17 protein-coding genes are annotated in these 17,139 nt (G+C 72.0%); 7 read left to right on the top strand and 10 right to left on the bottom strand.

What is annotated here, in order from left to right; all coding sequences use genetic code 11:
* Positions 1-5 precede the first annotated feature (5 nt).
* The 10 genes from AC27IY_RS04915 to AC27IY_RS04960 all read right to left on the bottom strand — a co-directional run bounded on the left by AC27IY_RS04915 (position 6) and on the right by AC27IY_RS04960 (position 10,465).
* Positions 6-764 (bottom strand): hypothetical protein, encoded by a 759-nt coding sequence (locus AC27IY_RS04915; RefSeq protein ID WP_487177222.1) that lies wholly within the window; start codon positions 762-764, stop codon positions 6-8.
* Entirely contained in the window at positions 761-2,098 is a 1,338-nt protein-coding gene (locus AC27IY_RS04920) for an MlaD family protein (RefSeq protein WP_487177223.1), read from the bottom strand. Before AC27IY_RS04920 ends, AC27IY_RS04915 begins: the two co-directional genes overlap by 4 nt.
* Positions 2,095-3,111, bottom strand: a complete 1,017-nt coding sequence (locus tag AC27IY_RS04925; RefSeq protein WP_487177224.1) for an MCE family protein — start codon at positions 3,109-3,111, stop codon at positions 2,095-2,097. The genes AC27IY_RS04920 and AC27IY_RS04925 overlap by 4 nt, the downstream gene beginning before the upstream one ends.
* Positions 3,108-4,127 carry an MCE family protein gene (locus AC27IY_RS04930; protein ID WP_487177225.1) on the bottom strand — a complete coding sequence of 340 codons (1,020 nt, stop codon included), beginning with the start codon at positions 4,125-4,127 and terminating at the stop codon, positions 3,108-3,110. The genes AC27IY_RS04925 and AC27IY_RS04930 overlap by 4 nt, the downstream gene beginning before the upstream one ends.
* A complete protein-coding gene (locus AC27IY_RS04935) occupies positions 4,124-5,173 on the bottom strand; it encodes an MlaD family protein (protein WP_487177226.1) in 1,050 nt (349 codons plus the stop codon). Before AC27IY_RS04935 ends, AC27IY_RS04930 begins: the two co-directional genes overlap by 4 nt.
* Positions 5,173-6,228: an MCE family protein gene (locus AC27IY_RS04940; RefSeq protein ID WP_487177227.1), complete on the bottom strand. Its 1,056-nt coding sequence runs from the start codon at positions 6,226-6,228 to the stop codon at positions 5,173-5,175. The genes AC27IY_RS04935 and AC27IY_RS04940 overlap by 1 nt, the downstream gene beginning before the upstream one ends.
* 1 nt (position 6,229) lies before the next feature.
* Complete coding sequence (locus AC27IY_RS04945) at positions 6,230-7,249, bottom strand: MCE family protein (protein ID WP_487177228.1); 1,020 nt, start codon at positions 7,247-7,249, stop codon at positions 6,230-6,232.
* Between the two features lie 4 nt (positions 7,250-7,253).
* Entirely contained in the window at positions 7,254-8,105 is an 852-nt protein-coding gene (locus AC27IY_RS04950; protein WP_487177229.1) for an ABC transporter permease, read from the bottom strand.
* Positions 8,105-8,857 carry an MlaE family ABC transporter permease gene (locus tag AC27IY_RS04955; RefSeq protein ID WP_329580065.1) on the bottom strand — a complete coding sequence of 251 codons (753 nt, stop codon included), beginning with the start codon at positions 8,855-8,857 and terminating at the stop codon, positions 8,105-8,107. Before AC27IY_RS04955 ends, AC27IY_RS04950 begins: the two co-directional genes overlap by 1 nt.
* 204 nt (positions 8,858-9,061) lie before the next feature.
* A complete protein-coding gene (locus tag AC27IY_RS04960; protein WP_487177230.1) occupies positions 9,062-10,465 on the bottom strand; it encodes an aminopeptidase P family protein in 1,404 nt (467 codons plus the stop codon).
* A 145-nt stretch (positions 10,466-10,610) separates the two neighbouring features.
* Between AC27IY_RS04960 and AC27IY_RS04965 the strand changes: the two genes are divergently transcribed.
* From AC27IY_RS04965 to AC27IY_RS04995, 7 genes are all read left to right on the top strand, one after another.
* Complete coding sequence (locus AC27IY_RS04965) at positions 10,611-11,039, top strand: CBS domain-containing protein (protein ID WP_364445391.1); 429 nt, start codon at positions 10,611-10,613, stop codon at positions 11,037-11,039.
* A gap of 22 nt (positions 11,040-11,061) precedes the next feature.
* A complete protein-coding gene (locus AC27IY_RS04970) occupies positions 11,062-11,673 on the top strand; it encodes an Rv1352/Rv1906c domain-containing protein (protein ID WP_487177231.1) in 612 nt (203 codons plus the stop codon).
* Positions 11,674-11,880: 207 nt separating this feature from the next.
* On the top strand, positions 11,881-12,849 hold the full coding sequence (locus tag AC27IY_RS04975) for a carbohydrate kinase family protein (protein WP_487177232.1): 969 nt from the start codon (positions 11,881-11,883) through the stop codon (positions 12,847-12,849).
* Complete coding sequence (gene melA, locus AC27IY_RS04980; protein WP_364445388.1) at positions 12,846-14,126, top strand: alpha-glucosidase/alpha-galactosidase; 1,281 nt, start codon at positions 12,846-12,848, stop codon at positions 14,124-14,126. Before AC27IY_RS04975 ends, melA begins: the two co-directional genes overlap by 4 nt.
* Complete coding sequence (locus AC27IY_RS04985) at positions 14,123-15,400, top strand: ABC transporter substrate-binding protein (RefSeq protein ID WP_487177233.1); 1,278 nt, start codon at positions 14,123-14,125, stop codon at positions 15,398-15,400. Before melA ends, AC27IY_RS04985 begins: the two co-directional genes overlap by 4 nt.
* Positions 15,397-16,311, top strand: a complete 915-nt coding sequence (locus AC27IY_RS04990) for a carbohydrate ABC transporter permease (RefSeq protein ID WP_364445386.1) — start codon at positions 15,397-15,399, stop codon at positions 16,309-16,311. The genes AC27IY_RS04985 and AC27IY_RS04990 overlap by 4 nt, the downstream gene beginning before the upstream one ends.
* Positions 16,308-17,129, top strand: coding sequence for a carbohydrate ABC transporter permease (locus AC27IY_RS04995; RefSeq protein ID WP_487177234.1), 822 nt, complete (start codon positions 16,308-16,310; stop codon positions 17,127-17,129). The genes AC27IY_RS04990 and AC27IY_RS04995 overlap by 4 nt, the downstream gene beginning before the upstream one ends.
* Positions 17,130-17,139 lie beyond the last annotated feature (10 nt).

Genomic DNA, 17,139 nt, shown 5'->3' on the forward strand with positions numbered 1-17,139 from the left:
GATCGTCAGTCCTTCTTCTTGCCGTCGTTCTTGCCGTCGTCGAGTGCGTACTGGTCGTCCGAGGCGGCGCCGAGCACGGTGACGTCGCGGACCTTCCAGACGCCCTTCTCCTTCACAAGAGCGATCTTAAGGTGCGAATCCTTCACCGAGCGGATCGCTTCCGAGGTGTTCACCTGCTGATCGACGACGACGATCGCGTGCGCCGTGGCCTCGTCCACGTCGGCCAGGTAGACCTCTCGGACCGTGGCCTGGGCGACGGCCTTCAGCTTGACGATGACCTGCGCCATCGCGCCGCCGAACGCGGTGTCGTAGGTGGTGAGGAAGTCGCCTGTCGCCTGGGCGCTCAGGGTGGAGCGGGTGGACTGGAGGTCGCGGTAGTCGTAGCTCAGCAAGGACGTGCTGAACGCGCTCGCCGCGCCCGACACCTCCAGGCGCAGCGCCCGCTCGGCCTCCAGCGCGGTGCGGGCCTCGTCGGCGCGGGCGGCGGCGTACCACTGGAGACCGGCGGTGGCGGCGAGCGCCACCACCAGCATGGCGGCCACCGCGCCGGCCAGCTTGGCGCGGACGACCCGGCGCCGCTTCCCGTCGTCACCGGCGGGCGTCCCTTCGGGGGAAGGGGGAGCGGGCGCCGCCTCGGACTCGGGGGAGGGTGGGGCGGGCGGCGCCTCGGGCTCCGGCGGGGAGGGCCTCTCCTGGGGAGGGGGTGTCTCCTCCGGGGAGGAGGCGGTGCGGGGGGTGGGGGCGAGGTGTTGTTCGGGGGTCAATCGGACTCCTCACGGCGGCGGGCCGCCCGGCCCGCCGCGGTCCAGCCCACGATGCCACCACTCGCCACCACAGCGAGGAAGATCGCGGCGATCAGCGGGACGATGTTCGTCGGGGTACGGGACGACGGGGCGGCGGCCCCGCTGGGGGAGGGCGTGCCGAGGTCGAGCTCGTCCTGGTCCGACGGTTCGGGAGACGGTTCAGGAGAAGGAGGGTTGGGCGGCCACGTGGTGTCGGGGTCGGGGTCGGGGGAGGCCGGGGCGCCGGTGTGGCGGACGTCGGCGGCGACCGCCCGCTTCGGGCAGGCGCGCGCCCGGGGCACCGACGGCGGCCCGAGCGGCCCCGCGTACTCCTCGGCCGGGGTCGGCCCGCCCGGCACGCTGAAGATGAACGTCGCCTTCCCGTACACGGTGCCGCCCTGCCGTTCGCTGATGTCGTCGGCCAGGGTGAGCGCCGTCGGCACGATGGAGAGCAGGTGGTGGGTGTCGCGTTCGGTCGCGGCCGAGAACGCCGGCCGGTGCGGCAGCCCCAGCCCGGTCAGCAGGCAGGAGAACCCCGGCCGTGACCGCTTGACGGCCGCGTCGAGCTGGGCGAACACCCCCGGCCCCTGGTCGAGGAAGGCGTTCAGGTCGGTACGTGAGGCCCGCAGCGCGGCCGTCACCGTGCTGAGGTCGCCGATCCCGGAGGCGAGGGCGTCCTTCCGCCCGGCCAGGGTGTGCGTGAGCCGGGTGAGCTGCACCGCCAGCTCGTCGAGCGCGTCGGCGTTGTCGGCCAGCGTCCCGGTGAGCGAGTGGGCGTCCTCGATGATGTTCCGGATCGCGGGCGCCCGCCCGTCGAGCGCGACGGCCAGCTCGTGGGTGATGGTCCTGGCGTCGCGGGGCGGTACGGCGTTCAGCAGCTTGCCGACGCCCTCGAACAGGCGCTTGTAGTCGAGCGGCACCGCCGTCTTCGTCAGCGGGATCGTGTCCCCGGCCGCGAGGACCGGCCCGCGCACGCCGGTCGCCGGCGGCGACAGCTCCACGTACGGCTCCCCGACCGCCGACTTGCGCCGCACCTCGGCCGTCACGCCCTTCGGCAGCCGTACGTCGCGGTCGAGGTCGAGCCCGACGACGATCCGGCCGGGCGCGAGCCGCACGTCGCCGATCCTGCCGACCCGCACCCCCAGGTACGCCACGTCGAACCCGCGTACCAGCCCGGGGGAGGAGACGAACTCGGCCGACACCCGGTACGGCCGCTCGATGACGTCCAGCCGGATGACGGTGCTGAACGCCCAGACCGTCATGACGATCCCGAGCAGCACGAAGAAGCCGAGGTTCAGGTGGATGCGGTGCCTCATCGCGGCGGCTCCAGCAGCAGGCGGAAGTCCCCGCGCCCCTCGGCCGCGGGCGGGTCGCCGGGGGAGGAGGGGTTGGGGGCGGGTAGCAGCAGGCCCTTCAGCCAGAGGTAGGTGAGCATCTGCCCGTTGACCACGATCGGCGGCGCGTCGATGAACTCCTGGAGCTCGTTCACCAGCCTCTTGAGGTCCTCCTTGCCGCGCTGCATCGACGACGAGACGGCTTCGAGCTCGCGCAGCAGCGTACGCAGCCGGGCCGCGTGGCGCGGGTAGACGGTGAGGTTGGCCTCCCTGGCCAGCTTCGTCAGGGCGATCACGGTCGTCTTGATGTGCCGGCGGCCGTGCGCGAGCCGGGAGGTGGCCGCGGCGAGCGTGCCGGGCAGCCGGTCCAGCTCGGCGCTGCCCTCGGCCAGGTCGTCGCCCAGCCGGGCCAGCGCGTCGATGGTGGTGGCGAGGTCGGCACGGGCGGCCGCGTAGGCGTCGGTGACCTCGGCGGTCTGCCTGATGAGCCGGTTGACCTGGTCGCCCTGCCCGGCGAACGCGGTCGAGGCGGCGTCGAGTATGGCGTTGACGTCCTGCGCGCCGAGCGCCTCGATGAGCGGCCCGGCCCTGGCGGTGACCTGCTCGATGTCCGGCTCGACGGAGGTCTCGGCGATGGTGGCGCCGTCGGCGAGGTACGGCCCGGTGGTCAGGTCCTTGCCCGGCGGCGGGGTGAGCAGCACGTAGTTCTCGCCCAGCACGGACGTCTTCGCGACGGTGGCGGTGCTGCCCTGCGGCACCCGGTGCGCGGCCTGGACCGACATGGTGACCCTGGCCCGGTAGCCCTGGAGCCGGATGCCGGTGACGGTGCCGACCCGTACGTCGGCGATCTGCACGCTGTGCCCGGTGACGAGGCTCTGCACGTCGTCGAAGACGGCGTGCAGCGTCAGCTCGCCGGTCGTGGCGCCCGGCGTCGGCAGCGCGCAGGACGCGGTCATGAGCAGCGCGAGCAGCGCGGCCGGCAGGCGGGCCCTCATCGCCGTCTCCTCTCGAAGGGGCAGTTGCTGAGCCCGCCGGGCAGGCACGGAACCGGCCCCAGCTTCAGCGCGTCGAACAGCGGCTGCAGCCAGGCCCTGGTGAGCGCGTTGAGCACGACCCGGATCTTCAGCACGTGGTGTTTCCTGTCCCAGGAGTCCACGAGCACGTCGGCGAAGTCGGCCGCGCCCTTGACCGCCCGCGCGACGGACTCGCTGTTGGCCCGCATCGTCAGGACCAGCTCGGCCAGCGTCCCCGCGGCCTGCGGCAGCCGGGTGGAGTACTGCTCGATGAGCACGTCGCCGCGCCGGACGAAGTCGGCCATGCCGGCGATGAAGCCGCGCAGCCGCCGCCGCTCCTCGGCGAGGATGGCACTGGCCTCGGAGAAGGAGTCGATGGCGCCGGTCACCTGGCTCTCGCGTTCGTTGAGCGTGGTGGCGATCTTGTTGAGGCCCTTGGCCAGGTCGACGAGCTGCTGGTCCTGCTTGGCGAGGGTGCCGGTCAGCTCGGCGGTGTCGGCGATCGCGTTGTTGATCGTCTTGCCGCGGCCCCGTACGCTGCGGGCCAGGTCGCCCGCCGTCTCGCCCAGCTTGTCGGAGTCGAGCGCGTCGGTCAGCTTGGTGAACGCGTCGAGCGCGTCGTCGATCTCCACCGGCAGCTCGGTGCGCTCCAGCGGGATCGTGGCGCCGGCCGCGATCCGCCGGTCGCCGGGCCGCCACGGCGGGTGGAGCACGACGTTCCGCTCGCCCAGGGTGTTCTGCGGCGCGACCACGGCGCGGACGTCGGCCGGCAGCGGCACCTCCCGGTCCACCAGCAGGCTCACGCGCACCCGGTCGCCGTCGACGCGGATGCTCTCGACGTAGCCGGCGTCGAGGCCCATGACCTTGACCCGTGCCTGCTCGTACAGGGCGGGCGCGGCGCTGAAGATTGCCGTCAGCCGGTACGGCTGCGCCCCCAGCACCGAGCACCCGGACGCCAGCAGCGCCCACACCGTCAGGACCGCCGCCAGCCGCCTCACCGGTCGTCCTTCCTGTCCTTGGCCCTGTCCTTGGCCCTGTCCTTCGCCACAGCGGCCAGCACCTCGGGGTTGATGGGACCGAGGCCCGTGGCGATGGCCTCCAGCCACGGGCCCTGGCCGCCCATCGTGGCGAGGCCCGTGAACGTCGGGCCCGCCCACGCGAGGAGCGCGTTGAACTCCTTGTTGCTGCCGCTGAGCCGGGTCGTGATGGCCGCGTTGTCGTCGAGCACCTGGACGAGCGCGCGCTCGTGCTCGCTGATCAGCCGCGTGGTGCTCTGCACGAGGTCGCTGCCGTCGCCGAGCAGGGTGCGCAGCTCGTTGCGCCGTTTGCGCAGCTCGCGCAGCATGATCTCGATGGCGTCGATGAGCCGGACGAGCTGTCTGTCCTTCTTCTCCAGGACGTCCATGATCTTGTTGCCGTTGTCGAGGAGCCGCTGGAGCTGCGGCTCGCTCTTGCTGATCGTGTCCGACAGGTCGCCGATGTTGCGCAGCAGCCGGGTCAGCCGGCCCTTCTTGGACAGGTCCACCTTGTTCAGCTCGCTCAGCAGGTCGTCCACGGCGTGGGTGTCGAGCCGCTTCACCAGCCGGGTGGCGTCGTTGATGGCGTCGTTGACCAGCGTCGGCACGCCCGTCCTGTCCAGGGGGATGCGCCGCTGCGCCTCGGGGAGCTGGTCCAGGTAGGGGGCCGCGACGGCGCCGGACAGCTTGACGTAGCGGCCGCCGAGCAGGTTCGACAGGGCGATGTCGGCCCGGGTGGCGCGGCCGAGCCGTACGCCGTCGTCCACCCGCCAGGTGACGACGACCTGGCCCCGGGCGTAGTCGGCGCGCACCTCGGTCACCTTGCCGACGCGTACCCCGGCCACCCGCACGTCGTTGCCGGTCCGCAGCCCGCCGGAGTCGGCGAACACGCCCGAGACGGTGTATCCGCCCTCCAGCAGCCCCAGGTTGCCGACCAGGAACGTGACGACGAGGATCGCGCCGAGCGTCACCATCGACACCAGGCCGACGGCGTGCTTGTTGCGGTCCCGAAAGGATTTGAGCGGCATCAGCGGCCCACCATCAGCTTGCGCAGGTCGTCGGCGCTCTGCACGCGCGTGTTGCGGAGCGGCGGCGGCGTCTGCATCCCGTACGGGCACGGCGCCGGCCCCAGCGCCAGGCAGGGCACGGCGGTGACGAAGTAGCGGCCCCGGTCCACCGTCGAGTACGCCCGCGCGAGCACCGGCTGCAGGGTGTTCACCGTCCGGTCGATCTGGCCCACGTGTCGCCGGACGCCGCCGGTCAGCCCCTGGAGGTTGTCCACGAACGCGCCCAGCTCCCCGGCGTTCCTGCCGAGCACCTGGTCGGCGGTGTGCACGGTGGCCGACAGCTCCACCAGCGAGTCGTCCACGAGCCTGCGGTTGGCGGCGAACGCCTCGGTCAGCGTGACGAGGTTGTCGACGAGCCGCTCGATCTGCACGTCCCGGCGGGCAACCACGTCGCTGACGGTCGCGTAGTCCTTGAGCAGGCCCTCGATCGTCCGCCTGCGTTCGGCGACCGTGGTGGTGATGGCGTCCACGTTGTCCAGCAGCCGCGGGAGGTTGCGCTCGTTGCCCTTGAGCGCGGCCGCGGCGGCGGTCAGGAGCTGGTTGATCTGGTCGGCGTCGAGGCTGCGGGTCAGCGGGCCGAGGTCGCTGACGAGCTGCCCGACGTCCACGACGGACGAGGTGCGCGCGATCCGGCCGCCGGGCGGCAACCGGCCGGGCGCGGTGCCGGGCAGCAGGTAGACCACGCGCTGGCCGATCGCGTTGCGCCAGCGGATCGCCGCCTCGGTGTCGGCCGGCACCCTGATCGCGTCCTGCACCTCCATCGTGACCTCGGCGCGGCCGTCCACGACCCTGATGTCCTCGACCCGGCCCACCGGCGCGCCGGCGATCTTCACCTGGTCGCCCTCGGCCAGCCCGGACACGTCGTCGAACGCGGCCACGACGCGGTAGCCGCCACCGCCGCCGACCCGGGCGATCTGCACGCCGATCACCACGATCAACGTCACGGTCAGCCCGAGGAACAACGCCAAGCGCAGGAACGTCCAGCGGCGGCGGGCCCGTTCGGCGGAGACGCCCATCTCAGCGCCTCCCGTCGGTCGGGCCGCAGGCCCCGACGAACAGCTCGCAGACGTCGGTCTCCACGAACGCCTCCACCTGGAGCTGGTTCCTGCCGCCAGGGCCGGGGGCCTCGACGAGCTCGTTGAGCAGGTCGAGCAGCCGGTTGAGCCCGCGTACGCCGTCGCCGGCCAGGCCGAGCTGGGCGTAGATGAGCGCGGCCACCCGCTCGGCGGAGTGCACCCCGGCCCGCAGGTCCTGGCGGTGCGCGCGCAGGCCGTGCGCGCCCTGCTCGGCGATCGAGGTCGTCTCCTCCAGCAGGGCGCGTACCTTGTCGGCGCGTCTCAGCAGGTCGGGGGTGATGACGTTGACGTCGGAGGAGATCGAGACCAGCTCGTCGCCCTTGTCCGACAGGGCCGTGCCGAGCGCGGCGGTGTCGTGCAGGAACCGCCGGGCGAGGTCGCGCCGGCGGTGGGCGACGCCGACGAGGGTGCCGGCGTCGCCGATCAGCTCGCGCAGGTTGCCGCCCTCGCCGTCGAGGCCGCGGGCCAGGGTGTGGACGATGACGGTGACCTCGCGCGGGTCGATCGCGTCGAGGCCGCGGTAGGCGGCGCCGAGCGTGTCGGACAGGTCGAGCGGTCCCGTGGTGTTCGTGATGACCGCGCCGGAGGCGAGGAAGGGGCCGGTGGCCTCGTCCGGGCCGGGGACGAGGGCGACGTACTTGGGGCCGAACACCGAGCTGGGCTCGACGGAGGCGGACGCGGAGGCCGGCACCCGCACCTCCGGCCGCACGTGCATGGTGACCACGGCGCGGCCCTTGGCGTCGAGGGAGACGCCGGTCACGTCGCCCACCGTGATGCCGCGGATCTTGACCGGCGAGTTGGTGTCCAGGCCCTGCCCGGCGCGGGCGAACACCGCGTCGATCCGCGTCCCGGCCGCCTCGGTGGCCGTGCGCACCACGACGACCCCCGTCGCGGCCAGCACGGCGAGCACGGCGAAGGCGATGCCCACCCGGGCGGCGAGGGGAAGTTCGAATCGGGCCACCGGCTCACCCCGTCAGCGGTATGTTGCCGCCGCCCCAGAACAGGTACGACAGCAGCAGGTTGAGCAGCACGATCGTGACGATCGACTGGCGGATGGCACGGCCCGCCGCCACCCCCACGCCCACCGGCCCGCCCGTGGCGTGGTAGCCGTGGTAGCAGTGGATCACGATGACCGCGAAGGCGAACACGCCGACCTTGGCGACGCTGAACAGGATGTCGCTGACCGGCAGGTACAGATAGAAGTAGTAGTCGTAGACGCCGGGCGCCAGCCCGAACAGCGCCGTGCACATGAGCCGGGTGGCGAAGAAGCTGGCGAACAACGCGATCAGATAGATCGGCACGAGCGCCAGCAGCGCCGCCACCACGCGGGTGCAGATGAGATAGGTGAAGGCGTTGATGCCCATCACCTCCAGCGCGTCGATCTCCTCCGAGATCCGCATCGCGCCGAGCTCGGCCGTGAACGACGAGCCGACCTGCGCCGCGAGCGCCGTCGCGGCGATGATGGGGGTGATCTCGCGGACGTTCGCGAAGCTGCCGACCAGCCCCATGAACGACTCCGCGCCGATCGCCTGCAGCCCCTGGTAGCCCTGCAGGCCGACGGTCGCGCCCACGACGAACGCCATGGTGAACACCACGAACACCATGCCGCCGCCGATGACGGTCGCCCCGACCCCCACCACGACGTCGCTGACCTGCCGGATGACGACCTTGAAGTAACGCAGCCGCAGGACGACGTCGCGCACGCAGTAGAAGAGCACCTTCCCCACGAACAGCGGCCAGTCCGCCAGCCCGGCGAACCGTTCGGCGAGGTCCCGCCCCCGGTGGGCGAGCCGCAGACCCGCGGTCCGCGACACCATCACAGGGACCTCGGGGGATAGGCGAGGAAGTACACCGCCGAGATCACGTAGTTGAACGCGAACACCAGCATGAACGTGACCACGGTCGCCTGGTTGACCGCCCGCCCCACGCCGACCGGGCTGGTCGCGCAGGTCATGCCCTTGTAGCAGGCCACGGCGGCGGCGATGAAGCCGAAGATCCACGCCTTGAACAGCGTGACGTACAGGTCGGAGGAGACCACCAGGGACAGCGCCCCGTCGAAGTACGCGCCGGGCGTGACGCCCTGCACCACCACGTTGAAGAAGTAGCCGCCGCTCGCGCCCGCCAGGATGACCAGCGGGCACAGGCACACCGCGATCGTGCTGGCCGCCCACATGCGCGGCGTGACCAGGCGGTGGATCGGGTTGACGGACATGACCTCCATGGCCGACAGCTCGTCGCGGATGTGCCGGGCGCCGATGTCGGAGGTCATGGCGCTGCCGCCGGCCCCGGCGATCAGCAGCGCGCTGGCCAGCGGCGCCACCTCGCGGATGAGGCCGACGAACACCGCGCTCCCGGTGGCCGAGCCGGCGCCGAGCTGCCAGGCCAGCTCGCCCACCTGGAGGGCCACGGTCGCGCCGAGCGGCAGGGAGACCAGCAGCACCGGGACGCTGGTGACGCGGGCGAGGAACCAGCACTGGTCGACGAACTCCCACCACCAGCTCTTGACGTCCCAGCTGCGCCGCAGGCCCTCCAGGGCGATGACGAACAGATCGCCGACCTGCCCGAGCATCGAGCGGGCCTTGCGCCCCACGAATCCGGACGCGGATCCGGACGCCGATCCGGGCACGGCCATGCGCTGACCACCTCCGCCGCCTACGGATCAGCCACCCTACTGACGGGTTGTCCAGTAGTCGACGCTTCGTTCAGAATTTGCGGGAAAGCGATGAGGCGCCGGCCGTGCCTTGTCAGCACCGGCGGAAACGTGGCCGCTTCGTTACGCCAGGCCGCTCATCCACGACTCGATCTCGTCGGGGTGGCGGGGGAGCGCGGCCGACATGAGCACGGCCCCGTCGGCGGTGACGGTGAGGTCGTCCTCGATGCGGATGCCCATGCCGCGCAGCTCCTCGGGCAGCGTCAGGTCGTCCGGCTGGAAGTACAGGCCCGGCTCGACGGTCAGCACGTGGCCCTCCTCCAGGACGCCGTCCAGGTAGACCTCGCTGCGGGCGCGGGCGCAGTCGTGCACGTCCAGGCCGAGCATGTGGCCGCTGCTGCACAGCGTGTAGCGGCGGTAGAGGCCGGTCTCCATCAGCTCGTCGGTCGAGCCCTTCAGCAGCCCCCAGTCGCGCAGCCCGTCGGTGATCACCCGCATGGCCGCGAGGTGGAACTCGCGGAAACGGGCGCCGGGGCGCAGCGTGGCGATGGCCGCGCTCTGGGCCTCGTACACCAGCTCGTACGCCTGCCGCTGCGCCGGCGTGAAGCTCCCGGACAGGGGGAAGGTGCGGGTCACGTCGGCCGTGTAGAGGGTGTCGCTCTCGACGCCCGCGTCCAGCAGCAGCAGGTCGTTCCTGTCGAGCCGGCCGTCGTTGCGGATCCAGTGCAGCACGCAGGCGTGCGCGCCGGAGGCGACGATGCTCTCGTAGCCGATCGCGTTGCCCTCGAGGCGGGCCCGCAGCCCGAACACGCCCTCCAGGTAACGCTCGCCGCGCGGGTGGGCCAGCGCCTGGGGCAGGGCCCGCACGACGTCCTCGAAGCCGCGCGCGGTCGCGTCCACAGCGTGCTGCAGCTCGCCGAGCTCCCACTCGTCCTTGACCAGCCGCATCTCCGACAGGAACGTCTCCAGCTCGGCGTCGCCGCCGCCGCGCGGCGCGCGGGCGTCCACCGACGGGTCCACGCCGCGCAGCACCCGGGCCGGCCGGTCGAGGTCGCGGCCGAGGTCGAGGTCGCGGATGTGGGCGCACTCCACCTGGTAGAGCTCGGCGGCCTCGGCCAGGTCGGGGCGGCGACCGGCCCAGAACTCGCCGTAGCGGCGGTCGCGGTAGAACTCCTGGCCCTCGCCGCGCGGCGAGCGCGGACGCAGGTAGAGCACGCTCTCGCCGGACGGCTCGATCACCAGCACGTCGTCGGGCTCGCCGGCGCCGGTCAGGTACGCGTACGCGCTGTGCGGACGGAACCGGAAGTCGGCGTCGTTGCTGCGCACCTTCAGCGTGCCCGCCGGGATCACCAGCCGCTCGCCGGGGAAGCGGGAGGCGAGCGCGGCGCGGCGCTTGGCCGCCCAGGGCGCGATCGGCAGCGCCGTCACGTCGGTGCGCCGGGTGTCCGCCCAGCCCGTCCGCATGAAGGCGGCAAGTTCGTCGGTGACGGGCAGGTCATGGCTTCCGATGTTCAGCGGCTCGGTCATCTCACTGTGTCCCTGGTCAAGTGATGAATCGGTACAGGTAATGGAGCGGGTCCGGCAAGCAGCCTACGGGACGGGTTGACGGGCTCCCCACCGGCTTGTTTGCCTTGGGGCAGGAGAAGGAACACCGAGGCAGAGGTGATGCCACATGCTCATCGGGACGATCCTGCGCGTCAAAGGCAGCCGGGTGACGACCATGCCCCCGTCGGCGTCCGTCCGGGCGCTGCTCGCGCAGCTCGCCGCGCACAACATCGGAGCGGTGGTGGTCTCCACCGACGGCTTCACCATCGAGGGCATCGCCTCCGAGCGCGACGTGGTGCGCCACCTGAACGAGCGCGGCGCGGGCGTGCTGGAGGAGCCGGTCTCCGCCATCATGACCACCGACGTGCAGACCGTCGGGCCCGGTGAGAACGTCGAGGCGCTGCGGCAGATCATGACCGAGCAGCGTTTCCGTCACATGCCGGTCGTCGAGAACGGCCGCCTGGCCGGCATCGTCAGCATCGGCGACGTGGTCAAGAGCGCCATCGAGGAGCTGGAGACGGAGAAGGCGTCGCTCGTCGACTACCTGCACCGTTGACAGGGGTGGGACGCTGGGACCCGTGACGTACGGGCCGCCGCCTCCCCCCGGATACTTACCCGACTACCCGCGCGCGACCAGCAGCCCGCCGATCATCCTGCTGGTGTCCGGGCTCGCCGCGCTGCTGGGCTTCCTGCTGGGCGTCTTCGTGGGCCTCGGCGCGGCCGGCACCGGCGGCGACGCGGACGCCGAGCCCGAGCCGGGCGTGACGGTGACCGTCGAGGGCACCGATCCCCCCTCCACCTCTGAGACCCCCGCCGCCGACCCGCTCGCCACCCAGCCCACCGGACCGACCACCGGGCCCACCACCGGGCCCACCACCGGGCCCACCGCTGGGTCGACCACCCCTGGGCCTGGCGTCGTGCCGAGCGGCGGCGCGTCCGCCGGGACCGGCGTGAACCCCGCCTCCCTCCGCACCCTCGTCGTCGGCACGGACATCCAGCCGGGCACCTACCGCACCACCGGCCCGACGTCCGGCTTCTCCATGTGCTTCTGGGCCCGGATGAGCAGCACCGCCGCCAGCCTCGACGACGTCATCACCTCGGGCATGCCGACCGGCCCCGCCACCGTCACCATCGAGCCGACCGACAAGGCGTTCTCGACCGGCGGCTGCGCGGAATGGACCCGCGCATGATTATTTGGTGCGCCAAACTCTGGACAAAAGAGCAAGAACGCGCAATTCTATCGGCAACCAGGAGGGAGGCACGGTCGAGCGTGCTGGCGTGACGTCCTACGGTTATGGGCCACGCCACTCCGGCGCCCCCGGCACGGGCGCGGATCGGAGAGTGCGGAACAGCGCGCAGCGCCACTTGTCCCGAACCGTACGTTCGCGAGGAGTGACATGCGCCCCTCCCCATCCGACCCCTCTGCTCCGGCACCCGCGTTCGACCTGCTGGTCATCGGCGACGTCAACCCCGACGTGGTGCTCTCCGGCGCGCCCCGGCGGCTCGCCTACGGCCAGCGCGAGCAACTCGTCTCCGGCGGCGACCTCGTGCTCGGCGGCTCCGGGGCGATCACCGCGTGCGGGGCCGCCCGCCTCGGCCTGCGGGTGGCGTTCGCGGGACGGGTAGGGGACGACGCCGCCGGGCGGTTCGTCCTGGACGCCCTGTCCGCGCGCGGCGTCGACGTCACGCACTGCGTCGTCGGCCCCACGCCGACGGCCATGACCGTGGTGCTCGCCGACGGCCACGACCGGGCGATCCTCACCTCGCCCGGCTGCCTGCCCGACCTGACCGCGGACGACGTGCCGCGCGGCCTGGCCCGCCACGTACACGTGTCCTCCTATTTCCTGCAACCGGCGCTGGCGGCCGGTCTGCCCGGCCTCCTGGCGGAGGAACGCGCGAGCGGCGCGAGCACGTCGCTCGACACCAACGACGACCCCGCGGGCACGTGGGACGGCCTGGCCGGCGTGCTCCCGGAGGTGGACGTCTTCCTCCCCAACGCCGCCGAGGCCGTCGCGATCGCCGCCCGCCTCGCCACCCCGCACCCGCACCCGCCGTCCGTCGAGCAGCCCCCGTCCGTCGAGGAGGCCGCCGCCCGGCTGGGCGCGTTCGGCCCGCTCGTCGCCGTCAAGGACGGCGCCGAGGGCGCGCTCGCCTGGGAGGCGGGCCGGTCCGTCCGCGTCCCCGCCGTCCCCATGGAGCCGGTGGACACCGTGGGAGCCGGTGACAGCTTCAACGCGGGCCTCATCGCCGCCCGGCTGCGCGGGCTGGACCTGCGCGAATGCCTGCGCGTGGCGGTGACCTGCGGATCCCTCTCGACCCGGGCCGCCGGCGGCACCGCCGCCCAGCCCACCTGGAAGGAACTGTGAAAATCGCCTTCATCGGCGCCGGCAGCGTCGAGTTCACCCAGGGCCTCCTGGCCGACCTGGTCGTCCTCCCCGGACTCGGGGAGTTCGAGGTGGCACTGCACGACATCCACCCCGAACGCCTGGAGACCGCCGAGGCCGCCGCCCGGGTCATCGCGGCCGGCCGCCCCGTCACGATCTCCTCCAGCCTCGACCTGCGCCGCGCGCTGGAGGGCGCCGACTTCGCGATCAACATGATCCAGGTCGGCATGATCGACGCCACCCGCGTCGACTTCGAGCTGCCGGCCCGCTACGGGCTGCGCCAGACGATCGCCGACACCATCGGCGTGGGCGGGATCTTCCGCGCGCTGCGGACGTTCCCCGCCCTGGACCTCATCGGCCGGACCATGGCCGAGGTCTGCCCGGACGCCTGGCTGCTCAACTACACCAACCCCATGGCCATGAACGTCTGGTACCTGGCCGCCGCCACGCCCGTCCGCAACGTGGTCGGGCTCTGTCATTCGATCTACTGGACCGCCCACGACCTGTCCGAGCTCGTCGGGGTGCCGTACGAGGAGGTGTCGTACCTGGCGGCAGGGGTCAACCACCAGTCGTGGATGCTGCGTTTCGAGCACCGCGGCGAGAGCCTCTACCCCCGCCTGGACGAGGCCGTCGCGCGCGACCCCGAGCTGGCCCGCCGGGTGCGCGTGGACATGTACCGCAGGCTCGGCTTCTACCCGACGGAGACCAGCGAGCACTCCTCCGAGTACGTCCCCTGGTACCTGCACCACGAGGACGAGATCGAGCGCCTGCGCATCCCCGTGGACGCCTACCTCGCCATCAGCGAGGAGAACGTCCGCCAGTACGAGGCCACCCGCGACGCGCTCCGCGCGGGCCGGCCGATCACCGTGGAGGGCACGATGGAATACGCCCCGCAGATCATCCACAGCATCGTCACCGGCGCGCCCCGCGTCGTCTACGGCAACGTCCCCAACACCGGCCTGATCGGCAACCTGCCGTCCGGCTCCGTGGTCGAGGTGCCGTGCACCGTGGACGCGCTCGGCGTCCGCCCGATGGCCGTCGGCGACCTGCCGCCGCAGTGCGCCGCGCTCAACCGCGCCTACGTCAACGTCAACGAGCTCACCGTGCGCGCCGCCGTCGAGGGCCGCCGCGACCACGTGCGGCACGCCATGATGGCCGACCCCAACACCGCCGCCTCCCTCACCGCCGGCCAGATCGACGCGCTCTGCGACGACCTGCTCGCCGCCCACGCCGGCCTCCTGCCGGAGTCCCTGCGATGAGGGCGCGCGCGGGCGCGGCCGTCCTCATGCTCGCCGCCGGCCTGCTCACGGCCTGCGGCGGGGGCGGCGCCGAGCAGGAGAGCGGCCCCGTCGAGATCACCTGGTGGCACGGCCAGGTCGAGAGCCAGGCCAAGGTCATCGAGGAGCTGGCCGCCGAGTACGGCAAGGCCCACCCGGACGTCAAGATCGTCCCGGCGGTCGGCACCACCAACGTGGACGAGATGCTGCAGAAGGTGCAGGCGGTCCTGGCCGGCGGCAAGGCGCCCGACATCGTCTACATGTACGGCACGTGGTCGCCGGTCCTCGCCAAGACCCCCAAGGTCCACGACCTGACCGCCACCGTCAAGGCGCCCGGCTTCGGCTGGGACGACTTCTGGCCGTCCGAGCGGGCCGTCTCCGAGGTGGACGGCAAGGTCGTCGGCATCCCCGCCATCGTGGACAACCTCGCCGTCATCTACAACAAGAAGCTGTTCGACGCGGCCGGCGTGGCGTACCCCGAGAAGGACTGGACCTGGGACGACTTCCGCGCCGCGGCGAAGAAGCTGACCGGCGGCGGCGTCTACGGCACCGCCTACCCCGTCACCGGCAACGAGGACACCGTCTGGCGCTTCTGGCCGCACCTGTGGCAGCAGGGCGGCGAGATCCTCAGCCCCGACGGCAAGAAGTCCGCCTTCAACACCCCGCAGGCCGTCGCGGCGCTCGACCTGTGGAGCGCCATGGCCCGCCAGGACAAGTCGGTCTACCTCGACCAGAACGGCGAGAAGTTCCTGCCGCTGTTCCAGAGCGGCAAGGTCGGCATGGTCATCGCGGGACCGTGGGCGCTGTTCGACATCATCGACCACAAGATCGACTACGGCGTCCAGATCCTTCCCGGCACGAACGGCGACCACCAGACCATCGCCGGGCCGGACAACTGGGTCGTCTTCGACAACGGCGCGCGCCGGACCAAGGCCGCCACCGACTTCCTCACCTGGCTCACCCGCCCCGAGCAGGACGCCCGGTGGACGCTCGCCCTCGGCAACCTGCCGGTGCGCAAGGCCACCACGGAGCTGCCCGCGTACCGGAAGTTCACCGAGGACTTCCCCGGCATCGACGTCTTCACCACCAACCTCGACAACGCCGAGAAGGCGCGGCCGCAGCTCGCGTCGTACCCGGAGTTCTCCGAGAAGGTCGGCAACGCCATCGCGCAGGCCCTGGTCGGCGGCACGCCCGCGCAGGAGGCCCTCGCCAAGGCCGCCACCGAAGGGGACCGGGTGCTGGAGCGCTCGCGATGACCCCGGCGATGACCGTCGTCACGGCGGAGGTGGCAGCCCACCGGGCGGCGCGGCGCGCCCGGTGGCTGCCCCACCTCACCGGGTGGGGTTTCGTCCTGCCCGCCACGCTCGTGATCGTCGGGCTCAGCCTCTTCCCCGCCGTGTGGGCGCTGCTGCTGTCGCTCCAGGACGGCGACCTGCTCACCGGCGGCTCCTACGTGGGCCTGCGCAACTACGCCGACCTGATGGGGGACGCCGAGCTGGCCGCGGCCACCGGGCACACCCTCCTCTACACCGTCCTGTTCGTGCCCGGCTCGGTCGCGCTCGGGCTCGTGCTGGCGCTCGCGCTCAACCTGCGCATCCGCCTCATCGGCTTCTACCGCACCTGCTTCTTCGTCCCGTACGTCGTCTCGGCCGCCGCTACCGGCATCCTCGCCAACTTCGTCTTCGACCCCGACTTCGGCATCGTCAACGCCGCGCTCAAGGCCGTCGGCCTGCCCGCGATGGGCTTCCTCCAGGACCCCGACCAGGCGATGCTCACGCTGGTCCTCATCTCCATCTGGGGCGGCGTCGGCATGCCGGCCGTCGTCTACCTCGCCGCGCTCCAGGACATCCCGCGCGAGCTGGTCGAGGCCGCCCGCGTGGACGGCGGCAGCGGCCGGCACGTGCTGCGTCACGTCATCCTGCCGCAGCTCAGGCCCGCCACCGTCTTCCTGGTCATCTGGCAGACGATCACCGCGCTGCAGCTGTTCGACCTCGTCTACACCACCACCAAGGGCCAGCCGCTCGACTCCACGACCACCGTCGTGTTCTACCTCTACCGGCAGGCGTTCCAGCTCTTCCACTCCGGCTACGGCACCGCCATCGCCTACGTCCTGTTCCTCGTCACGCTCGCCGTGTCGGGCGCCGTCCTGTGGAGGAGCGCGCGATGAAGCACCTCAAGCCCCGGCACCTGGCCCACCTCGTGCTCATGCCGGCCGCGCTGCTGTTCGTGGCGCCGCTGGTGTGGATGGTGCTGACCGCGTTCATGCCGGACACCGACATCAACAGCTACCCGCCCAAGCTGTGGCCCGAGCACCCCACCCTGGCCGGCTTCGAACGCATCCTCACCGAGGACGACTACCCGCGCTGGCTGGTCAACACGGTGATCGTGGCCGTCGCGGCCGTGCTCGGGCACGTCGTGCTGTGCTCGCTGGCCGGCTACGGCTTCGCCCGGCTGCGCTTCCGCGGCCGCGGGGTCGCCTTCACCGCGCTCATGGCCACCATCATGGTGCCCACGCAGGTGCTGATGATCCCGACGTTCCTGCTGTTCAAGAACCTCGGCCTCATCGACACCCTCGGCGCGGCCATCGTGCCCTGGCTGGCCTCGGCGTTCGGCGTCTTCCTCATGCGGCAGTTCTTCCTGTCGCTGCCGCGCGAGCTGGAGGAGGCCGCCACCATCGACGGGTGCGGCCGGGTCGGCGTGTTCGTCCGCGTGGTGCTGCCGCTCGCCCGGCCCGCGCTGGCCACGCTCGTCGTGTTCACGCTGCTCGGCTCGTGGAACGACCTCATCTGGCCGCTCATCGCCATCTCCTCCGAGGAGCACTACACCCTGCAACTCGGCCTGGCCACCTTCGCCGGCGCCCGGCACACCGAGTGGTCGGCGCTCATGGCGGGGAACGTGGTGGCCGTGCTGCCGCTCGTGGCCGCGTTCGTCCTGGCCCAGCGGCACTTCGTGGCCACGATGAGCTTCAGCGGGCTGAAGGGCTGAGCCCCCGCGG

Source organism: Nonomuraea sp. B208 (genome assembly GCF_057536035.1).

Coding starts and splice junctions, on each gene's coding strand:
- AC27IY_RS04940 (WP_487177227.1), bottom strand. CDS start 6,228: ATGGGCGTCTCCGCCGAACGGGCCCGCCGCCGCTGGACGTTCCTGCGC.
- AC27IY_RS04995 (WP_487177234.1), top strand. CDS start 16,308: ATGAAGCACCTCAAGCCCCGGCACCTGGCCCACCTCGTGCTCATGCCG.
- AC27IY_RS04950 (WP_487177229.1), bottom strand. CDS start 8,105: ATGGTGTCGCGGACCGCGGGTCTGCGGCTCGCCCACCGGGGGCGGGAC.
- AC27IY_RS04955 (WP_329580065.1), bottom strand. CDS start 8,857: ATGCTCGGGCAGGTCGGCGATCTGTTCGTCATCGCCCTGGAGGGCCTG.
- AC27IY_RS04960 (WP_487177230.1), bottom strand. CDS start 10,465: ATGACCGAGCCGCTGAACATCGGAAGCCATGACCTGCCCGTCACCGAC.
- AC27IY_RS04935 (WP_487177226.1), bottom strand. CDS start 5,173: ATGCCGCTCAAATCCTTTCGGGACCGCAACAAGCACGCCGTCGGCCTG.
- AC27IY_RS04975 (WP_487177232.1), top strand. CDS start 11,881: ATGCGCCCCTCCCCATCCGACCCCTCTGCTCCGGCACCCGCGTTCGAC.
- AC27IY_RS04965 (WP_364445391.1), top strand. CDS start 10,611: ATGCTCATCGGGACGATCCTGCGCGTCAAAGGCAGCCGGGTGACGACC.
- AC27IY_RS04985 (WP_487177233.1), top strand. CDS start 14,123: ATGAGGGCGCGCGCGGGCGCGGCCGTCCTCATGCTCGCCGCCGGCCTG.
- AC27IY_RS04990 (WP_364445386.1), top strand. CDS start 15,397: ATGACCCCGGCGATGACCGTCGTCACGGCGGAGGTGGCAGCCCACCGG.
- AC27IY_RS04920 (WP_487177223.1), bottom strand. CDS start 2,098: ATGAGGCACCGCATCCACCTGAACCTCGGCTTCTTCGTGCTGCTCGGG.
- AC27IY_RS04925 (WP_487177224.1), bottom strand. CDS start 3,111: ATGAGGGCCCGCCTGCCGGCCGCGCTGCTCGCGCTGCTCATGACCGCG.